The organism is Caenimonas koreensis DSM 17982 (assembly GCF_009646335.1).
Taxonomy (GTDB): domain Bacteria; phylum Pseudomonadota; class Gammaproteobacteria; order Burkholderiales; family Burkholderiaceae_C; genus Ramlibacter; species Ramlibacter koreensis.
The window spans coordinates 36,922-56,701 of sequence record NZ_WJBU01000001.1 but is presented as its reverse complement, the minus strand read 5'-3'; the positions used below and the strand labels follow the sequence as shown (position 1 = coordinate 56,701).

20 protein-coding genes are annotated in these 19,780 nt (G+C 64.6%); 11 read left to right on the top strand and 9 right to left on the bottom strand.

The features are described 5' to 3' along the window. Positions 1–20 precede the first annotated feature (20 nt). Both GHT07_RS00225 and GHT07_RS21240 read right to left on the bottom strand, forming a co-directional pair. Positions 21–608 carry a DUF2059 domain-containing protein gene (locus tag GHT07_RS00225; protein WP_153583045.1) on the bottom strand — a complete coding sequence of 196 codons (588 nt, stop codon included), beginning with the start codon at positions 606–608 and terminating at the stop codon, positions 21–23. Positions 609–698: 90 nt separating this feature from the next. Beyond that, complete coding sequence (locus GHT07_RS21240) at positions 699–869, bottom strand: hypothetical protein (protein ID WP_194792771.1); 171 nt, start codon at positions 867–869, stop codon at positions 699–701. Positions 870–1,209: 340 nt separating this feature from the next. Here GHT07_RS21240 and GHT07_RS00220 point away from each other — a divergent pair, with 340 nt between their 5' ends. Then, the gene (locus tag GHT07_RS00220) at positions 1,210–2,205 is read left to right on the top strand and encodes a response regulator (protein ID WP_153583044.1); all 996 of its coding nucleotides are present in this window, start codon (positions 1,210–1,212) and stop codon (positions 2,203–2,205) included. A gap of 4 nt (positions 2,206–2,209) precedes the next feature. On the opposite strand, the gene GHT07_RS00215 is transcribed toward GHT07_RS00220, so the two are convergent. Further along, positions 2,210–3,274 (bottom strand): Ldh family oxidoreductase, encoded by a 1,065-nt coding sequence (locus GHT07_RS00215; RefSeq protein ID WP_323740743.1) that lies wholly within the window; start codon positions 3,272–3,274, stop codon positions 2,210–2,212. A gap of 184 nt (positions 3,275–3,458) precedes the next feature. Here GHT07_RS00215 and GHT07_RS00210 point away from each other — a divergent pair, with 184 nt between their 5' ends. The 4 genes from GHT07_RS00210 (at position 3,459) to GHT07_RS00195 (ending at position 7,642) form a co-directional block, all read left to right on the top strand. Next, a complete protein-coding gene (locus tag GHT07_RS00210; protein WP_153583042.1) occupies positions 3,459–3,911 on the top strand; it encodes a CHRD domain-containing protein in 453 nt (150 codons plus the stop codon). Between the two features lie 111 nt (positions 3,912–4,022). After that, complete coding sequence (locus GHT07_RS00205; protein WP_153583041.1) at positions 4,023–6,263, top strand: YgiQ family radical SAM protein; 2,241 nt, start codon at positions 4,023–4,025, stop codon at positions 6,261–6,263. Positions 6,264–6,361: 98 nt separating this feature from the next. Next, positions 6,362–7,297 (top strand): GSU2403 family nucleotidyltransferase fold protein, encoded by a 936-nt coding sequence (locus GHT07_RS00200; protein WP_153583040.1) that lies wholly within the window; start codon positions 6,362–6,364, stop codon positions 7,295–7,297. A gap of 135 nt (positions 7,298–7,432) precedes the next feature. Next, complete coding sequence (locus tag GHT07_RS00195) at positions 7,433–7,642, top strand: KGG domain-containing protein (protein WP_153583039.1); 210 nt, start codon at positions 7,433–7,435, stop codon at positions 7,640–7,642. Positions 7,643–7,735: 93 nt separating this feature from the next. On the opposite strand, the gene GHT07_RS00190 is transcribed toward GHT07_RS00195, so the two are convergent. Further along, positions 7,736–8,191, bottom strand: a complete 456-nt coding sequence (locus GHT07_RS00190) for a MerR family transcriptional regulator (protein ID WP_153583038.1) — start codon at positions 8,189–8,191, stop codon at positions 7,736–7,738. A gap of 39 nt (positions 8,192–8,230) precedes the next feature. On the opposite strand from GHT07_RS00190, the gene GHT07_RS00185 reads away from it, so the two are divergent. Next, positions 8,231–10,240 carry a heavy metal translocating P-type ATPase gene (locus tag GHT07_RS00185; RefSeq protein ID WP_153583037.1) on the top strand — a complete coding sequence of 670 codons (2,010 nt, stop codon included), beginning with the start codon at positions 8,231–8,233 and terminating at the stop codon, positions 10,238–10,240. 2 nt (positions 10,241–10,242) lie between these two features. Here GHT07_RS00185 and GHT07_RS00180 read toward each other — a convergent pair whose 3' ends face one another. The 5 genes from GHT07_RS00180 to pobA all read right to left on the bottom strand — a co-directional run bounded on the left by GHT07_RS00180 (position 10,243) and on the right by pobA (position 15,024). After that, positions 10,243–11,694, bottom strand: a complete 1,452-nt coding sequence (locus GHT07_RS00180) for an RNB domain-containing ribonuclease (RefSeq protein WP_153583036.1) — start codon at positions 11,692–11,694, stop codon at positions 10,243–10,245. Positions 11,695–11,723: 29 nt separating this feature from the next. Then, entirely contained in the window at positions 11,724–12,446 is a 723-nt protein-coding gene (locus tag GHT07_RS00175; RefSeq protein ID WP_323740713.1) for a sulfite exporter TauE/SafE family protein, read from the bottom strand. A gap of 29 nt (positions 12,447–12,475) precedes the next feature. After that, a complete protein-coding gene (locus GHT07_RS00170) occupies positions 12,476–12,946 on the bottom strand; it encodes a hypothetical protein (protein WP_194792770.1) in 471 nt (156 codons plus the stop codon). Positions 12,947–13,061: 115 nt separating this feature from the next. Next, positions 13,062–13,694 (bottom strand): response regulator transcription factor, encoded by a 633-nt coding sequence (locus GHT07_RS00165; protein ID WP_323740742.1) that lies wholly within the window; start codon positions 13,692–13,694, stop codon positions 13,062–13,064. A 157-nt stretch (positions 13,695–13,851) separates the two neighbouring features. Then, on the bottom strand, positions 13,852–15,024 hold the full coding sequence (gene pobA, locus GHT07_RS00160; protein ID WP_153583034.1) for a 4-hydroxybenzoate 3-monooxygenase: 1,173 nt from the start codon (positions 15,022–15,024) through the stop codon (positions 13,852–13,854). A gap of 105 nt (positions 15,025–15,129) precedes the next feature. Here pobA and GHT07_RS00155 point away from each other — a divergent pair, with 105 nt between their 5' ends. The 5 genes from GHT07_RS00155 to GHT07_RS00135 all read left to right on the top strand — a co-directional run bounded on the left by GHT07_RS00155 (position 15,130) and on the right by GHT07_RS00135 (position 19,779). After that, positions 15,130–15,885, top strand: coding sequence for an IclR family transcriptional regulator domain-containing protein (locus GHT07_RS00155; RefSeq protein ID WP_153583033.1), 756 nt, complete (start codon positions 15,130–15,132; stop codon positions 15,883–15,885). A 75-nt stretch (positions 15,886–15,960) separates the two neighbouring features. Then, entirely contained in the window at positions 15,961–16,953 is a 993-nt protein-coding gene (locus tag GHT07_RS00150; RefSeq protein WP_153583032.1) for a sulfate ABC transporter substrate-binding protein, read from the top strand. After that, on the top strand, positions 16,950–17,783 hold the full coding sequence (gene cysT, locus GHT07_RS00145; RefSeq protein WP_323740712.1) for a sulfate ABC transporter permease subunit CysT: 834 nt from the start codon (positions 16,950–16,952) through the stop codon (positions 17,781–17,783). The genes GHT07_RS00150 and cysT overlap by 4 nt, the downstream gene beginning before the upstream one ends. Further along, the gene (gene cysW / locus GHT07_RS00140) at positions 17,780–18,673 is read left to right on the top strand and encodes a sulfate ABC transporter permease subunit CysW (protein ID WP_153583031.1); all 894 of its coding nucleotides are present in this window, start codon (positions 17,780–17,782) and stop codon (positions 18,671–18,673) included. Before cysT ends, cysW begins: the two co-directional genes overlap by 4 nt. After that, positions 18,670–19,779, top strand: a complete 1,110-nt coding sequence (locus tag GHT07_RS00135; protein ID WP_153583030.1) for a sulfate/molybdate ABC transporter ATP-binding protein — start codon at positions 18,670–18,672, stop codon at positions 19,777–19,779. The genes cysW and GHT07_RS00135 overlap by 4 nt, the downstream gene beginning before the upstream one ends. Position 19,780 lies beyond the last annotated feature (1 nt).

Genomic DNA, 19,780 nt, shown 5'->3' with positions numbered 1-19,780 from the left:
GCGAGCAGGCCCGCGGCGCTTTACTGCTTGGCGGGCGCCTTGGCAGGAGCCCTGGCAGGCGCATTGCCGGCGGGCGGCGGTGTGATACCCAGACGCTTGCCGACACTCAATTCGAGCGCTCGCATCTTCGGCTCGATCGTGGGGCGGGTGTCGAGCACGACCTTCTCGGCGAGCGCGCGCTGCAACTCGTCGCCCATGCGCTGGTACTTCGCGTAGACCGGCGAATCCATGATGGCGAGCACCTGCCGCAGTTCGTCTTCGGTGAATTTTTCTTCGAGCATGGTGCCGACGGTGCCGGGTGCAAGTGCCACGGCGCGCGCCTGGACGATAGGCGTGGCCTCGGCGATGTATTTCTGGACGTCGGCCTGGATCTCTTTGCCCAGGGCCTGCTGCTTGTCAGCGGGAACGCGCGTCTGGATCACGCTGCCGGCATTGAGCAGCAGCTCGCCCATGGGCTGTTCGACCAGCTGGCGCGCCATGCCTTCGATGCCAGGCTGCTGTTGCTTGAGGATTTTGGTGACAAGGTCCTTCTTGGCGGGCGTGGATTGGGCGTGAACGCCGGCCGCGGCCAGAAGGAAAGGAAGGAGGATGAGGGTTCGCTTGAGCATCCGGGCAGTTTAGCCGCCCGGCATGACTCAGCAGGCAGGCGGTGTGCAACCGCCCGTTTCTGGCAGGCGCTCGTGAGAGCCGCCGCTGCTTCAGCCGCCCTTGTGCGGACGCTTGCCCGGGTTCTTCTTCGAGCGTGTGGACACGCCGCGTTCGAGGCTGACCTTCTGGCCCTGGCCCTTGCGCGGGGCGGTGTACGCCGCGGTGTTCTTGGCAGCGGGCGTGGCTTTGCGGTCCGCTTCGGTAACGATCTTGTTGCCCATGGAAAAACTCCTGTGACTTGGGTTGATAGTGAACTTGGATTCGCCGCCCCGTTCAGGAGCAGACGTTCGATGCCTGCCTGCAGGCTGCAGGCGCCTCGCGGGCCCATTGACAGAGGCCCCATCCGGTTCCGGCGGCGCCCCTGCGTATCCCAGCAGCCAGCGGGGTCGCAGGCGGTGATTGTCGCAGGTCGCGCGACCTTGAGAATTTCACCTAACCCGTCTCCTCGTTTTGCCTAAATGCCGCCGTGGTGCGCGTGGTGTGATCGTTCATCGCAAACCAAAGGACTTCACCGTGACCGCACGCCACTACAACGCAAAGAGGATTCCGCGCGTTCTCGTCGTGGACGACATGCCGGACAACCTGTTCCTGATGAACGGCCTTTTCGAAGACCGCTTCGAGGTGATCCAGGCATCGAGCGGGCGCGAAGCGCTGACGATCGTCATGTCGCGCAATCCGCCCGACATGGTGCTGCTCGACATCATGATGCCGGACATGGATGGCTACGAGGTGCTGCGCCGCATTCGCCAGCACACGCCCACGGCGACGATTCCGGTCATCTTCCTCACCGCGCTTGCCAGCCAGCAGGACGCCACGCTGGGCCTGAACCTCGGCGCGGCCGACTACCTGACCAAACCGATCGATCCCGAACTCGTGGTGCGCCGCGTCGAGGGCCACATGAAGCAGGCTGCGCATGCGCGCAAGATCGAAGCGCTGGCGGAAAAGCTCGCTCGCCGGCTTCCGCCCGATGTGTGGCAACGCCTGTTCCACGGCGCCGAGATCGAGGAGATCCGCTTCGAGGAGAAGCGACAGACCACGCTGTACGCCGAGCCCGTGTCGCCCAGCCTGCTGACACCCATGGACCACGACGCCTTCGTGGCGGAAGTCGAGTGGCTGGCCACGCGTCACTCAGGGGTGGTCGACCGTTTCTTCGATGGTGCCGCCGTCGTGTTTTTCGACGACCCGGCCGACTGCTGCCGCATGGCGCTGGAACTGCACCGCGCTGCCGGCGAATTGCGCCTGCGCATGGGCATGGGAACCGGCATCTGCGATATCGGCATTTACCGCAATGACCACATGGAAGCCTGCACGCTGATCGGGACCGAGACGCGCTACGCGGCCAGGATGGCTGCCAAAGCTGCCAGCGGCAGCGTTGCCATTTCGCCGGAGACCTACGAGGCGGTGGCCGACGAGGTGCATGCCGAGCTTCGCAGTTGCATGGTGATGGAGGAATTCGACGAGGACGACGAGCTCGCGCTGATCTGCGTGACCCCGCCGCCCGTGCGCAGCGAGCAGATGATGAGCCGTTTTGCCGGCCTCGGGATGATGGCCGGCTGAGTGCTCACGCGCTGCGCGCAAGCGGCGCTGGCACGCCCAGCTTGGCAGCCCATGGCTCCAGGGCCGGCATGATGGACGGGTGGAGCGCCACGCCTGACTGGCGTTGTTTCGCAGCCAGCGCCGAGCCGCGCTCGCCAGGGGTGCGTACGGGCCGGCCCGGCTTGCCCGGCCTGGACGCGCGGCATTGATCGACCACGGTCCCGATCTGCTTGTGGAACGCGTCGATGCCAGCGAACGCACGCGGGTCGATGATCTGCAGGAACACCGTCGCGCCCCAACCCTCGGGCGGGTCAGCGCGGCCATGGCCGGCGAGTCCACCCGTCAGGGCTTCCACCATCAGCGCCAGGCCATAGCCCTTGTGACCCGAATCCATGCCACCCAGCGGCAGGATCGTGCCCTTGGGCTCGCGGAACAGCACGCCCGGGTCAGTGCTCGGTGCGCCCAGGCCGTCGAGCAACCAGTGCGCATCGAACTGCCGGCCTTCCTTGTGCATCCGATTCGTCATGCCATTCGTGGTGGCGGATGTCGAGATGTCCACCAGCACGGGCGTGCCGGGCGCCGGAATGCCGAAGGCCATCGGGTTGGGCGTGAACACAGGGTCGAGCCCGCCGAATGGCGCGACGCTGGCCGTGTTGGGGTCAGAGCATGTGAGGATCATCAGCAAGCCGCGGTCAGTAGCGCGCCTGAGAAACGATTCAAGGCTTGCGATGTGGTGGCTGCGCCGGATCACGACGGTGCCGGTGCCAAGCCGAGCCGCGCGCTGCGCAGCCTCTTCCATCGCTTTCAACACGAGCCAGGGCCCGGGCAGACGCTGGCCATCCCATGTGACGGCGGCTGGTGAGTCGGCGATGACGAGGGGCTCGCCCTCGCGCCGCATGGTGCCAGTTTCGATGGCCTCCAGGTAGCCCGCCAGCAGTGCCAGGCCATGCGTGTCGTGGCCCATGAGGTCCCCTTCGACGAGTATGGCGGCGACGGCGTCGGCCTTGTCCGCAGGCAAGCCGCTGGCAGCGAGCAGCCCGCGCGCGAAGTCGACCAGATCGGTGCTGGCAAAGGTGAGGGGGGTCGTTATGGTCACGGGTTCTCCGTCGAAAGCATGCAACCCGTAGCGTAAGCTCATCGGCCGTGACGCGAGCCAGTCGCAGTGTTGCCGTTGCCGGGTGGGAGCGCGCAGCCGTTGGGCTGGCAACAGTAGCGCTGGACTTCTGGTGCACCGGACCCCCACAATCGCGACTCGTCCAGAACGAGGAAACATCATGCTGAATCGGTCCACTTTCCTGCGCACCTGTATGGCGGCCGCCGTCGTCGCTGTTGCGGCAACTGGTTGCGGCCAGATGCGCCCCTCCGAAAAAATCGATATCTATGAGGCGACCCTCTCGGGCGCGCAAGAGGTGCCGGCCAATGCCTCCAAGGGCCGCGGCGCAGCTGAAGTCATGTTCAACCACAACACCAGCAAGCTGACGTGGAAGATTACCTACAGCGACGTCACCTCGCCAACGATGGGCCACATTCATGGCCCGGCGCCCATGGGCAAGAACGCCGGTGTGGTGATCCCGTTTGCAAATGTGATCACGCAGCCGATCCAGGGCGAGGCGGTGCTCACGAGCGCACAAGCCGCCGACCTGATGGCGGGCCTGTGGTACGTCAACATCCACTCGACGCAGTTCCCGGGCGGCGAAGTGCGCGGCCAGCTGCAGCGCCGCCAGTAATCACGCCCGTTGCCTGCGGTCAATAGAGAGCCAGGGCCCCTTTAGCGGGCCTTGTCTCCTAGAATCAGCGGCTTGCCTGCTGGCGCGCTCGCGCCGCATGCCCCGCACCTTATGAACACCCCCATTGACGTGTCATTCTTCGCGCGCGCCGCGAAGCCGATCACCAGTTACCGCAAGTACTGGGCGAGCCGCTTTGGCACGTCGAAATTCCTGCCGATGAGCAGGAAGGAAATGGACGAGCTGGGCTGGGACAGCTGCGACATCATCATCGTCACTGGCGATGCATACGTGGACCATCCGAGTTTCGGCATGGCCGTGATCGGCCGCACGCTCGAGGCACAGGGCTTTCGCGTCGGCATCATCGCGCAGCCCGACTGGCAAAGCGCCGAGCCGTTCAAGGTGCTGGGCAAACCGAACCTGTTCTTCGGCGTGACGGCCGGCAACATGGATTCGATGATCAACCGGTACACCGCTGACCGCAAGATCCGCAGTGACGACGCGTACACCCCCGGCGATGTGGGCGGCAAGCGGCCTGACCGCGCTGCCATCGTTTACAGCCAGCGCTGCCGTGAGGCCTACAAAGACGTGCCGATCATCCTCGGCGGCATCGAAGGCAGCCTGCGCCGCATCGCGCATTACGACTATTGGTCAGACAAAGTGCGCCGCTCGATCGTCACTGATTCGAAGTGCGACCTGCTTCTGTACGGCAACGCCGAGCGGGCCATCGTCGAGATCGCGCATCGCCTTGGCGCCAAGGAGCCGGTGCACAACATCGTCGATGTGCGGGGCACGGCGTTCTTCCAGCGCGGCGGCCGCGAAGGCTGGTTCGAAATCGACTCGACCGAGGTCGACCAGCCCGGCCGCGTCGAAGACCACATCAACCCTTACCAGACCACACAGGAGCAGGCGGCAGCACAGGGCGCGACGTGTACCAAGGAGGAGGGCAGTGGCGCGGTAGAGCCGAACCCCGCCATCCAGCCCCTGACCTTTGTCGCCAACCCCGCCCTCAAGCAAAAGCTCAAGGTGCCCGCGCGCGACCGCACCGTGATCCGCCTGCCGTCTTACGAGCAGGTCAAGAGCGACCCGGTTCTCTACGCCCACGCCAACCGCGTGCTGCACCTGGAAACCAACCCCGGCAATGCGCGAGCGCTCGTGCAGGCGCATGGGGACCGTGATGTGTGGCTCACGCCGCCGCCCATTCCGCTCACCACGGCCGAGATGGACTACGTGTTCGGCCTGCCATATGCGCGCAGCCCGCACCCGGCGTATGCCGATGAGAAGGGCAGCCACGACGGCGCCACCAAGATCCCTGCGTGGGAAATGATCCGCTTCTCGGTGAACATCATGCGCGGCTGCTTTGGCGGCTGCACGTTCTGCTCGATCACCGAGCATGAAGGCCGCATCATCCAGAGCCGCTCGGAAGACTCTGTCATTCGCGAAATCGAGGAGATGCGCGACAAGGTCGCGGGCTTCACGGGCATCGTGTCGGACCTGGGCGGCCCCACGGCCAACATGTACCGCATCGGCTGCAAGTCGCCCGAGATCGAAGCGGCATGCCGCAAGCCGAGTTGCGTGTACCCCGGCATCTGCCAGAACCTCAATACCGATCACGCGCCGCTCGTGAAGATGTACCGGCGCGCGCGCAGCTTGAAGGGCGTGAAGAAGATCTTGATCGGCTCGGGCCTGCGCTACGACCTGGCCGTGCAGTCGCCCGAATACGTGAAAGAGCTCGTGCAGCACCACGTGGGCGGCTACCTCAAGATCGCGCCTGAGCACACCGAGCAGGGCCCGCTCACCAAGATGATGAAGCCGGGCATCGGCAGCTACGACAAGTTCAAGGCGATGTTCGACAAGTACTCGGCAGAGGCGGGCAAGAAGCAGTACCTCATTCCGTACTTCATTGCGGCCCACCCCGGCACGAGCGACGAAGACATGATGAATCTTGCGCTGTGGCTCAAGAAGAACGGCTTCCGCGCGGACCAGGTGCAGACGTTCTACCCCAGCCCCATGGCCACCGCCACGGCGATGTATCACAGCGGGCGCAATACCCTGCGCAAGGTGCATCGCAAGGCCGAAGACGAAGACACGGTAGATATCGTGCGCGGCGAACGCCGCCGCCGCCTGCACAAGGCCTTCCTGCGCTACCACGACGCCAACAACTGGCCGCTGCTGCGCGAGGCGCTCAAGGCGATGGGTCGCGCGGACCTGATCGGCAATGGCAAGCACCACCTGATCCCGTCGTTCCAGCCCGTGACGGACGGCAGCTACGCAAGCGCCCGCCGCAAGAACTCAACGCCGCGCAAGGGTGCCGTGCTCACCCAGCACACCGGGCTGCCGCCGCGCAAGCGTTGAGGCCGGCTGGCTGCGCAGCGCCGCAAATCCGTGGCGGCAAGCTATTGATTTATAAGGGTTTTCAAGGTATTTTCTGATTTTCCTATTTTTTAGTGAAAATGCAGCCGTTCCTTGAACTCACCGATGGCCAGAAGCGTCAGTACATCGACGCCGAAGCTGTCTTCACTGCGCTTGAGCAGGCGCAGGCGGAGGCGTTGGCCGTGCGCGGGTCGATGTTCTGGCGCGAACAGGGCGGGCGGCGCTACCTGATTCGACTGGCGGCGGGTGGCGGCCAGAAGTCACTCGGGCCGGACACCGAGGAAAACCGTCTCATCCACGAACGCTTTGTACAACGCAAATCAGCAGCGGAAAGCCGGGTTCAATCACTGCGCGAGTCGCTTGCCGAGCAAGTCCGACTCAATCGGGCGCTTCGCGTTGGCAGGACACCTGCAATCGTCGTGGACGTCTTGCAGGCACTGTCTCAAGCGGGCCTCGCCGAGCACTTCATTACCGTTGGCACGCATGCGTTGTATGCGTACGAAACTGCTTGCGGTGTGCGCGTCGAATCGGCGGCCACCGCGACACGGGACATCGACTTGCTGTTCGACACGCAAAAGCGCTTGAGCGTCTTCACCCGTTTGCAGCGGGTTGATTCATCACTGGTGGCGGTGCTGCGCAAGGCCGACAAATCCTTCAGTGTTCGCAGCGACCAGTTGCAGACCGTGGTGAATGACAAAGGCTTTGAAGTCGACATCATTCAGCGCACGGCGCGCGACGGCGATCCACACCCCTTGCGAATGAGCGACGATGAAGACGACATGTGGGCCGTGCAGGTGCCCACAGGCGATCAACTCCTGTCGTCGAGCCGCTTCAGCCAGGTGGTCGTCGCAACCTCCGGCGCCATGGCGCGAATGGACACGATCAGTCCGGTGGCATTTGCCCGGATCAAGCGCGAACTTGGCGCGCGTGCTGACCGCGATCCATTGAAGCGTTCCAAAGACCTCCTTCAGGCGCAGATCGTCTCGCAATTGGTTTCGCAGTACCTGCCGCATTGACCGGCACACGCACTCAAGGCGCAAAGCCCCCGTTGCGCTGAGCCAGCCGACGCATTCCTGAGGCGTTGTCCTACAAGGCCAAGGTTGAGCTTGCGAGACGATCAGCTTTCCGAACAGCTCCACAAGGAAGGCACCATGCAGGAACCCACCACGACCACCGTCGCCGCGACGACTTCCGAAAAGCGCCTGCGCGGCTTTGCCGCCATGTCGCCCGAGAAGAAGAAGGAAATCGCCAGCATGGGCGGTCGCGCTGCACACGCTTGCGGTCGCGCCCACCAGTTCACCAGCGAAGAAGGCCGAGCTGCCGGCAAGAAGCGCCACCAGAGCCCCGACAGCCCGGTCTGAGCCCCCTCGCACTGAGCATCTTGCGTTGAGCCCGCGCTGCTGACCCAGCGGCGGCTCAGCAGCGGGCCAGCGCCGCGGTGTGCGGCTTCTAACTCAAACGTGGCGGTGCGCCTTCGCCCGCGCCTTGCCCGAAGGCGGCGCATCCGCTTTTGCGTGAAGTGCCTCGATCACGCGGCACTTCGGGCCGCCATCGCAGCGATCGCGCAGCGCAGTCAGCTCGGTGAGCAGGCCCTTGAGCTCAGCGAGCCGTTGCCGCACGTGGCCAATGTGCTCGCTCAGCGCCTCGGTGGCTGTCTCGCAATCGGATCTTTTTCGCAGGTCCAGCCCCAGCAGGGTGCGCACTTCATCAAGCGACATGTCCATCGCGCGGCACAGGCGGATGAAGCGCAGCTGGTGAACGTCTTCATCCGTGTAGAAGCGGTAGCTGTTCTCGCTGCGCCCGCGCGGGGTGAGCAGCCCTTCCTTTTCGTAGTAACGGATATTTGCCGCGCTCACGCCAGCCTGCGCGGCCGCTTCCCCGATACGATAGTGCGGGATTGGAGTGCCCATGCTTGACCTTGAAGTGACTTGAAGCTTTCCAATCTTGGCATGAAGCAAGAAATCACTCCGCACTGCTGCGAGCCCGACGCACACAAGATCGAGCGGGTCGCCGCGGGTGCCGTCGTGACGGGTGGCCACGACCACGACCACGACGATGCCCACGACCACGACCACGATCACGACCATGGCGTCGCGGATAGTCCGTGGCGCCTGGGTTTCGCGCTGGTATTGGCCATCGCGGCGGAATGCATCGAGTTCGCGGGGCTCGAAGGCACTGTGTGGAAGGTCGCTGTCTTCCTGCTCGCTGTAGCGGCGATCTGGCTGTCGGGCCTGGAGGTGTACAAGAAGGGCCTACAGGCCGTCCTGCACCTGAAGCTGAACATCAACGCATTGATGTCGGTGGCCGTGACGGGCGCACTCGCCATCGGCCAGTGGCCCGAAGCAGCGATGGTGATGGCGCTTTATTCGATCGCCGAGTTGATCGAAGCGTATGCGGTCGATCGCGCGCGCAATGCAATCAAAGGCCTGGTCGATCTCGCGCCCGCTGAGGCAGATCTGCAGCAACCCGATGGCAGCTGGAAGACCGTCAAAGCCACGGACGTCGCGCTGGACGGCGTGCTGCGCATCAAGCCGGGCGCACGCGTGCCGCTCGACGGTGTCGTCACGCATGGCACCAGCACGATCAACCAGGCGCCTGTGACTGGCGAGAGCATTCCCGTCGACAAGGCGCCCGGCGACACGGTGTACGCAGGCACGATCAACGAGACGGGCGAGTTGCAGTTTCGTGTGACGCATATCGCCACCGACACGACGCTCGCGCGAATCATTCACGCCGTGGAAGAAGCGCAGGGCACCCGCGCGCCGACGCAGCGGTTCGTGGACAAATTCGCTGCGATCTACACGCCAGTTGTGTTCGCAATTGCCGTGGCTGTCGCCGTGCTCACGCCGTTCCTGCTGGACCTCACGTGGCTGCAGGCGCTCTACAAGGCGCTGGTGCTGCTCGTGATCGCGTGTCCGTGCGCGCTGGTGATCTCCACGCCCGTCACGGTGGTGAGCGGCCTGGCCGCGGCAGCGCGGCGCGGCATCCTGATCAAGGGCGGCACGTACCTGGAGCAAGCGCGCAACCTGAAGGCCGTCGCGCTCGACAAGACGGGCACCGTGACCGAAGGCAAGCCGACACTGGTCGCATGGCGTGTGTGGGGCGAGGGCGATGAGGCAGCCGTCATGCAGCTTGCGCAGAGCCTGGCCACCCGCTCAGACCATCCGGTGTCGCAAGCCATCGCAGCGGGCATTGCGGCTGGGCCTGCGCAGGTGAGCGACTTCGCAGCGCTGCCGGGCCGCGGCGTGAGTGGCACTGTCGGCGGCCGCAAGCTCACGCTGGCCAACCACCGCGCGATTCATGAGCGGGGCTTGTGCGGCGCCGACCTGGAGGCTGAGCTGGCCACGCATGAGGCGCAAGGCCGCTCGGTCACGCTGCTGGCCGACGAGTCCAGCGTTCTGGCGCTGTTTGCCGTGGGCGACACGATTCGCGAGAGTTCGAAGCAGGCCATTGCCGACTTGAAGTTGCTCGGCGTCACGCCCGTCATGCTCACGGGCGACAACACGGCGACGGCCACGCACATCGCGCGGCAGGCAGGCATTGACGACGCTCGCGGCGAGCTGCTGCCCGAGGCCAAGCTCGAAGCGATCAAGCAGATGCAAAAGCGCTACGGCCCGACGGCCATGGCAGGCGACGGCATCAACGACGCGCCGGCACTGGCGCAGGCCGACATCGGCTTCGCGATGGGCGGCGCCGGCACGGACACCGCCATGGAAGCCGCTGACGTCGTGATCATGAACGACAACCTGCAGCGCGTGGCTGAAACGGTGCGCCTGTCGCGCAAGACGCACGCGGTGCTCTGGCAGAACATTTCCCTGGCGCTCGGCATCAAGGCCGTGTTCTTCGTGCTGGCGGTGTTCGGCAGCGCAACGATGTGGATGGCGGTGTTCGCGGACCTGGGCGCGACGCTGCTGGTGGTGGCCAACGGCTTGCGGCTGATGCGCGGCGTGAAGCCCTAGCGTCAGCCCCGCTCGAAGTCGATGAAGCCCTTGGCCTCGTCAACCGACACGAGCTTCACGCGCAGCGTATCGCCCACATCGAGCCCTTCGAAACCGCGCACGACGCGGCCTTCGAGCAAAGGGCTCGCGATGCGAACGAACGTGCCCTTGGGCGCCGCGCCGGTGACGATCGCGTCAAACGATTCGCCGATCCGGTCCTGCAGCAGGTAGGCGGCGGCAGCCTTCAGCACTTGCCGCTCGACCTTGCTCGCGTTGTCTTCCTGCAGCGTGCAGTGCTGGGCGATTTCAGCCAGTTCGTCGGCGCTGTAGGGTGACTCAGTGCCCGCCAGCGCAGCCTTGACCAGCCGCTGCGTCACGAGGTCAGGGTAACGGCGGTTGGGTGCGGTGGAATGCGCGTAGTCGTTCACGGCAAGGCCGAAATGGCCGATGCTCAGCGCGCCTGCGGGCGCCGCCGCATATTCACCCGAGCCGAGCATCTTCACCACGGCCAGCGAAAGGTCGGCGAAGCCGTCGGGGTCTGCCATGCGCTGCTGCGCGAGGAAGCGGTCCAGGGCCTGGGGGTCGGCTTGCGCCGGCAGGCTGAAGTTGTGGGCGGCGGCCAGGGCCACGATGCGATCCCAGCGGCGCGGTGCCTGCAGCAGCCGGCGCAGCGATGGAAAGCCCTTGTCTGCCAGGAAGCGCGCCGTTGCGGCATTGGCCGCGATCATCAGGTCGGCGATCAGGTCCTTGGCGCGGTTCTTCTCGTCGGGGCTCAGGTTCACCAGTTTCCCGTCCCTGAAGACGGGCCGCGCCGCGATGGTCTTGAGGTTCAGCGCACCTCGTGCCTGCCGGCGTTGCCGCAGGCGAGTTGCCACGTCGTCGTGGATTCGCAGTTGGGCCTCAAGTACAGGCATTGACGCGAACTGGGGCAGGGCGGGCCCTGTGCCACCCAGCCATGCCGACACGTTGTCGTACGTGAGCTTGGCGTGATTGAGCACCACCGCGCGATACAGTGCCGCGGACGTCAGGTTGCCCTGCGCGTCCACAGTCATGTCCACCACGATGACGAGCCGCTCCTGGCCTTCATGCAGTGAGGTGATGTCGGTGGAGAGCACTTCGGGCAGCATCGGAAAAATGCACGCCGCCGTATAGACCGAGGTGGTGTTGTGCCGCGCGTGCAGGTCCACGGCGCTGCCGGCTCGCACCTTGGTGTCGACGTCCGCCACGGCGACCATCAGCCGCGTTGGCCCATCGGGCAACGCGTGCGCCACGCTGAGCTGGTCAAGGTCGCGCGTGTCGTCGTTGTCGATGGAAAACCAGGGCAGGTCGCGCAAGTCGCGGATGTCACCGCCGCGCTCGGCCGGCGACTGGCGCGATGCATCGGCCTCACGAAGCGCTTCGGGCGCGAACGCGGGTTCAAGGCCGCGCGTGCGCATCGCTTCGATGGCGAGTGACTGCAGCTCAGTGTGGTTCATGGCGTCTCATGGCGTGGCATCTCATCGCGTCATCGGGCGGCAGCCCACAGCATCGTGGCACCGGCCACCAGCAGCAAGCCGTCCATCAGCAGCCGGAATTTGTCGGGGTCGATTGTCAGCACGAACCGCTTGGCGATGAACGCGCCGGAGAACAGCGTCACGCCAATGATCAGCCCTTTGACGATGGCCTCCAGCGGCAGGGCGCCCAGCGAGCGAAATGTGATGACCTTGGCGGAATACACCGCGATCGATGCCATGGCTTCCGTCGCGAGATACGAGCCCTTCACCAGGCCGTACGCCAGGAAGAAGGGCGCATTGACCGGGCCGGTGCTGGCAACCAGCCCCGTCAGGAAGCCGATGAACAGGCCCGCTGCCGACAGGTGCCACAGCTTGAGCTTCATGTCGCGCTCGGCCATCCACCGGCGCAGCGGGATCATCGCGATGAAGAACAGGCCCAGGCAGCCTTCGATGAGGCGCGACGGGATGACCAACAGCGTGGCAGCGCCTGCGGCGCCCGCCGGAAAGGCGGTGATGCTGTATGCGCCCACGGCCTTCCAGTCCACCTCGCGCCACCACGCGGCCACTCGGGACACGTTCGACATCACGCTCGCCACGGCCATGATCGGCACGGCTTCGCGCGGGCCGAAGACGAGCACCAGCGCGGGCATGAGCATGATGGAAGTGCCAAAGCCGACGATGCCGCCGAGCGTGCCGGCAACCAGGCCGAGTATGAGGACTAAGGCGAATTCCACTCGCGATTATTGCGGGTGGCTACGGCGCTTCAGAGCGAGCCGTTCTTGCGCAGCAGGCGCTTGCGCTTCTTGTCAAGGAACCACGCCAGGAACGGCAGCAGCACGACCGAGCCGGGCAGCGCCCAGATGAACAGGTAAGGGCTGACCGAGGAGGCCGAGCGCACCATCGTCTTGAGCTCCTGCTTTTCTTCGGGCGTCCATTTGCCGCCGTTGCGCTGCTTCATCAGCAGGGGCCAGGCGCCGCGAATGAGCAGAAGCTCGTCGCGCAGGCGCCGCTTTTCGCGGCTGTTGCTCGCCAGGAACGAGCAGAACCACACGGGTGCGCGTTGCATCTTGGCCTGGAACACGGTGGTGGAATTGCCGTCGAAGCCGCCGGGCTGGGCAGGGAAGCTGCCGTTAGCCGGGCCGGGGAAGCTGCCTGCGGACGCGGGGCCAGTGGGCACAGGTTTGACCTGGGCCACCGAGACATCTCGCTGGGCTGGTGGGAGTACTTCGGGCATGCGCCAATTCTATTGGCAGCAGGGAAAATTTTCCCGGGTTTGTGGCTGTGGGGGAATTCATCACAACACATAGTCCCCCACGAACAGGGGATCTCGCCGCGGGCCTCGCTGCAGGTCAGTCGATCAGCTTGTTCTTCAGCGCGTAGTAGGTCAGGTCGCTGTTGGACGCCAGACCCATTTTTTCCATCAGGCGCGTGCGATACGTGCTGACGGTCTTCACGCTCAGCGACAGCGCGTTCGCGATGTCGCCTGCGGTCTCGCCCTTGGCCAGCTTGAGGAACACCTGGAACTCACGCTCGGAGAGCAGGTCGTGTGCGGCGCTGCCTTCCTTGCGGTTGAGCTGCTGCGCAATGAGCTCTGCGACGGAGGGCGAAATGTACCGACGACCCAGTGCGATGGTGCGGATCGCGTTGACGATCTCCATCGGCTCGCATTCCTTGTTCAGGTAGCCGCTCGCGCCCTGGCGGATCAGGTTCACGGCGTACTGCTCTTCCGGGTAGCCCGAGAGAATCAGGATGCCGACATCCGGTGCCTTGGCGCGGATCATGGCCAGCGCGTCGATACCGCTTTGGCCGGGCATCGACAGGTCCATGATCATCACGTCCATGTCGCACGTGCGGACCAGGTCGATGGCCTCGCGGCCGGAGGCGGCTTCGCCCACAACGCGCAGGTCGACCATCTCGGAGAGGAACTGTTTGAGACCTGCCCGCACGATGGCGTGGTCATCGACGATGCCTACTTTGACGATGGAATCATTCATGGTTCGGATATGTTTCGGTTGGAGCTGAGCTCAGCAGCCCGGAGTGTGCCCCGCAAAAATACGGTGCGGGGCATTTGTACCGGCGCAGTCACCAAATTCCGATACTGTCCTACAGGCAACGTAGGACGTATCCCACGCAAAACGGTCAGAGCGGCAAGCCGACGTAGTTTTCCGCAAGCGCCGTCGAGGCTGCACGCGAATGGACCAGGTAGTCGAGCTCGGCTTCCTGCAGGCGTTGGCCGAACCCTTCCGTGTCGGGAAAGCGATGCATCAGCGTCGTGAGCGACCATGAAAACCGTTCGGCCTTCCAGATCCGCTTGAGGCAACGGGCGGAATAGGTGTCGATCCCGTGGGCATCGCGTTCGTTGAAGTACTCGATGAACGCGCCCGACAGGTACTTCACGTCCGTAGCGGCGAGGTTCAGCCCCTTGGCGCCTGTGGGCGGCACGATGTGCGCCGCGTCGCCAGCCAGGAACAGGCGGCCGAAGCGCATCGGTTCGGCCACGAAGCTGCGCAGCGGCGCGATGCTCTTTTCGATGCTCGGCCCGGTGATGATGCGCTCTGCCAGCTCCGGGTCGAGGCGGCGGCGCAGCTCGTCCCAGAAGCGCTGGTCGCTCCAGTCTTCAACCTTGTCATCGAGCGGGCATTGCACGTAGTAGCGGCTGCGCGCCAGGCTGCGCATCGAGCACAGCGAAAACCCGCGGTCACTGTTGCCGTACACGATGGCATGCGGCGACACAGGCGGCACATCAGCCAGCACACCCAGCCAGCCGAAGGGGTACACGCGCTCGTATTCCGCGATGCGGTCCTTGACCGAAGCGCGACTGACGCCATGGAAGCCGTCGCAGCCCGCAATGAAGTCGCAGTGCAGCTCGTGCGTCTTGCCATCTTTGTCGTAGGTGACGACGGGATGCTCGCCGTCGAAGCCGGCAGGCTGCACGTTGGCGGCCTCGTAGATGGTCGGCAGGCCGGCAGCGGCGCGCGCTTGCATCAGGTCGCGCGTCAGTTCGGTCTGGCCATAGGCGGTGACCACCTTGCCGCCCGTCAGGCCGTGCACGTCAATCGGGTGACGCGTGCCCGCAAACACCAGTTCGATGCTGTGGTGCACGATGCCTTCGCTCGCCAGCCGCCCGCCAACGCCGGCCTCGTTCAGCAGATCGACCGTCACCTGCTCCAGGATGCCCGCACGGATGCGGCCCAGCACGTAGTCGCCGGTCTGGCGTTCGAGAATCACGTTGTCGATGCCGGCCTTGTGCAACAGCTGGCCGAGCAGCAGGCCCGAAGGGCCCGCGCCAATGATGACGACTTGGGTTCGCATGGTTTTGTCTCCAGGGGGCAAGGTTAGGCGCCGGCGGCGCATCACGCCACGCCGCACGGAGGGCCTTGCGCGATCACTGAGCAGCCTGCGCGATAATCGCGCAACATGATTGCTCCGGCCGACTACATTGCAGGCATTGCCAAGGGGCTGGCGGTGCTGGAGAGCTTTGATACCGAGCGCCAGCGGCTCAACGCGACACTGGCCGCACAGCGCGCGGGCCTGACGCGCGCCGCGGCGCGTCGCCACCTGCTGACGCTGGCCGACCTGGGCTACCTGGAGACGGACGGCAGCTATTTCTGGCTCTCGCCGAAGGTGCTGCGTTTTTCCGGCAGCTACCTCGCCTCGGCGCGCTTGCCCCGAGTGCTGCAACCCACGCTGAACCGGCTGGCTGCGCAAACGCCCGAGTCGTTCTCGGCCGTCGTGCTCGATGGCGATGAGGTCGTGATCGTTGCTCGCAGCGGCTCGCACCGCATGCTGGCGTACGGCCTGCACCTGGGCGCGAGGCTGCCTGCACATGCCACGTCCACCGGCCGCGTCTTGCTGGCCGCCAAGAGCAGGGCCGATTTCAACGCGTGGATGAAGGGCAGGGAACTGCCGCGGCTGACGTCGCGCACCGTGATCGACACGCGCAAGTTCAAGGCGTTGATTGACCAGGTCCGCGTGGCCGACTATTGCGTTGCCAGTGAAGAGCACGAACTCGGCGTGCACGCGCTGGCTGTGCCCTTGCGCAACATGCAGGGGCATACCGTGGCGGCCATCAATGTGGTCGCCACGCCGCAGACGTTTGACCCCTCCCAGTGGCAGCGGGACATGCTGCCTTCGCTGCTGGATGCCGCGCGTGAGGTGAGGCCGCTGCTGTAGGCATATGCATATGTGCCATTAGCTAACAACGAGACTGTTGTTGGAAGGCGTGAAAGTCGTCCCAAAATCGGACGGATGAAAAAGAAGTTACAACTCCTCGTGGCCAGTGCATTGCTGGCGGCCTCCAGCCTGTCGAGCGCGCAGACGCTGCTCAACGCCTCGTATGACGTCGCTCGTGAGTTCTACAAGGACGTCAATGCGGCGTTCGTGCCGTACTACAAGAAGCAGACCGGCAAGGACGTGAAGATCGACCAGGCCCACGGCGGCTCGAGCGCGCAGGCCAGGGCAGTGGCTGACGGCCTGGACGCCGACGTCGTCACGATGAACACCACGACGGACATCGAGTTCCTGGCCGAGAAAGGCGTCGTCGCGAAAGACTGGAACAAGCGCTTGCCGGACAACGCCGCGCCGACTACATCGACGATGCTGCTGCTCACCCGTGAAGGCAATCCCAAGGGCATCAAGGACTGGGACGACCTCATCAAGCCGGGCGTGCAGGTGGTTGTGGTCAACCCCAAGACGGGCGGCAATGGCCGCTACGCCTACCTCGCCGCGCTGGGCTACATCAAGAAGCACGGAGCCACCGATGCGCTGGCGCAGGAATTCATGACGAAGCTGTACAAGAACGTCATCGTGCTGGCGCGCGGCGGGCGTGATGCAACGTCGGCCTTCCTGCAGCGCAATACGGGCGATGTGCTCGTCACGTTCGAGTCGGAAGTCGAGTCGGTGAACAAGGAATTTGGCAACGGCAAGGTCGATGTCGTGTACCCGTCCACGAGCATCGTTGCCGAGAACCCCGTGGCAATCGTCGAGAGAACAGTTGCCAAGAAAGGCACGGCCGATCTCGCCAAGGCGTACCTGCAGTTCCTCTACACCGACGAGGCGCAGGAAATCGCCGCGAAGCACTCGCTGCGCCCACGCTCTGCCGCGGTACTCAAGAAGTACGCGTCGTCGTTCAAGCCGATCAAGCTGTTCACGGTTGAGGAAATGTTCGGCTCGCTGTCGCAAGCGCAGAAGGTGCACTTCAACGACGGCGGGCAGTTCGACAAGATCTATACCGTCAAGTGAGCCGCACCGCCCACCGCAAGGTGTTGCCGGGCTTCAACCTGACGCTCGGCTACACGCTGTTTTATCTTGGCCTGATCGTCCTCATTCCGCTGTCGGCGCTGCTGCTCAAGACGTTCACGCTGAGCTGGGACCAGTTCTGGGCGGCCGTCTCGTCCCCCCGCGTGCTGGCTGCGTATCGGTTGACGTTCGGCGCATCGCTCCTCGCGGCGCTCGTGAATGTGTTCGCCGGGCTGCTCGTGGCGTGGGTGCTGGTGCGCTACGAGTTTCCGGGCCGCAAGATCGTCGACGCGCTCGTCGATCTGCCATTTGCACTGCCCACTGCCGTTGCAGGCATCTCGCTCACGGCACTGCTGGCCAGCAATGGCTGGCTGGGCCAATACCTGGAGCCGCTGGGCATCAAGCTGGCATTCAATCCGGCGGGCGTGGTGATCGCGCTGATCTTCATCGGGCTGCCGTTCGTCGTTCGCACAGTGCAGCCTGTGCTCGAAGAGCACGAAGCTGAACTGGAAGAAGCCGCGATGTGCCTGGGTGCCACCCGCTGGCAAACTTTTACACGCGTGATCTTCCCGACCATTGCACCGGCGCTCGTCACTGGCTTTGCGATGGCATTTGCGCGGGCCATCGGCGAATACGGCTCGGTGATCTTCATCGCGGGCAACGTGCCGATGGTCTCTGAAATCACACCGCTCATCATCATCGGCAAGCTCGAGCAATACGACTACGCGGGCGCCACGGCAGTCGCTGTCGTGATGCTGTTGATGTCGTTCATCCTCCTGCTGGTCATCAATGCCTTGCAAGGCTGGCAGCGCCGCCGATCGGGGGGCGCATGAGCACACCAGCCATCAGGCGCATCTCCACGACGGAGAGCCGCGCCGTTCGTTACACGCTCACGGCGCTCGCGCTGCTGTTCATCCTGCTGTTCCTCGTGCTGCCGCTCGCCGCGGTGTTCGTCGAGGCGTTCCGCAAAGGCGTCGATGCGTACATCGCTGCCCTGCAGGAGCCCGATGCATGGTCGGCTATCCGGCTCACGGCCTTCACCGCTGCCATTGCGGTGCCGCTGAACCTCGTCTTCGGCGTCGCGGCGGCATGGTGCATCGCGAAGTTCGAGTTTCGCGGCAAGGCGTTTCTCACAACGCTGGTCGACTTGCCGTTCTCGGTGTCGCCGGTGGTTGCAGGCCTGATCTACGTGCTGGTGTTCGGCGCACAAGGCTGGTTCGGGCCCTGGCTGGCGGAGCACAACATCAAGATCATCTTTGCGGTGCCTGGCATCGTGTTGGCCACGGTGTTCGTCACGTTCCCGTTCATTGCGCGCGAGCTGATTCCGCTGATGCAGGCGCAGGGCACCGACGAAGAGCAAGCTGCCATCGTGCTGGGCGCAAGTGGCTGGCAGACGTTCTGGCACGTGACGCTGCCCAACATCAAGTGGGGCCTGATCTACGGCGTGATCCTGTGCAATGCGCGGGCGATGGGTGAATTCGGCGCGGTGTCGGTGGTGTCAGGCCACATCCGCGGCCAGACCAACACGATGCCGCTGCACGTTGAAATTTTGTACAACGAATACCAGTCGGTCGCGGCTTTCGCAGTTGCTTCGCTGCTCGCGTTGCTGGCGCTGGTGACACTGGTGATCAAGTCGGTCGTCGAATGGCGCCACGAGCGCGAGATGGCGCTGGCCAATGACGCGCCGCCCGAGCGGCCGCTGCAAACGGAGAAAACAACATGAGCATCGAGATCCGCAACGTCAGCAAGCGCTTCGGCGATTTCCACGCGCTGCGCGATGTGTCGCTCGACATCGAATCGGGCGAACTGATTGCATTGCTCGGGCCCTCGGGCTGCGGCAAGACCACGCTGCTGCGCATCATCGCGGGGCTGGAGTCGGCGGATGCGGGCAGCATCCTGTTCTCAGGCGAGGACACGACCGACGTTCACGTGCGCGAGCGGCAAGTCGGCTTTGTCTTCCAGCACTACGCACTGTTTCGCCACATGACAGTCTTCGAGAACGTGGCGTTCGGCCTGCGTGTGAAGCCGCGCGGTGTGCGCCCGAGCGAGGCTCAGATCAAGAAGAAGGTGATGGACCTGCTGGGGCTCGTGCAGCTCGACTGGCTGGCCGACCGCTTTCCTTCGCAACTCTCCGGCGGGCAGCGCCAGCGCATCGCACTGGCACGCGCGCTGGCTGTCGAGCCCAAGGTGCTGCTGCTCGACGAGCCCTTCGGCGCGCTCGACGCCAAGGTGCGCAAGGAACTGCGCCGCTGGCTGCGCAGGCTGCACGACGAACTGCATGTGACCAGCATTTTCGTGACGCACGACCAGGAAGAGGCGCTCGAAGTGGCTGACCGCGTGGTGCTCATGAACGCGGGCAAGGTCGAACAGATCGGCTCGCCGCAGCAGGTCTGGGACCATCCGGCCAGCCCGTTCGTCTACGGCTTCCTCGGCGACGTGAACATGTTCCATGGCCGCGCCCACCAGGGCGAGGTGCTGCTCGACGGCCTGCAGATCGAGTCGCCCGAGCATGCGGGTGCCGACAATGCCAAGGCCTTTGCCTACGTCAGGCCTCATGATCTGGACGTGGAACGCTATTCGGCGGGCCAGCATCTGGACGCGCAGGGCCGCCCCCGCGGAATCGTGGTGCAATTGAGCCGTGCCATCGTCGTCGGCCCTATTGCCCGGCTGGAACTAATTCCGGCAGGCGCAACCCAACCGGCAGGTGGCAGCGAGGACCACATCATCGAAGCGCAGATTCCGGCGCAGCAGTTTCGCGAGATGGGGTTCCGTGAGGGCGAGACGCTGGTCGTCACGCCGCGCCGTGCCCGTGTTTTCGTGGAGGAATGAA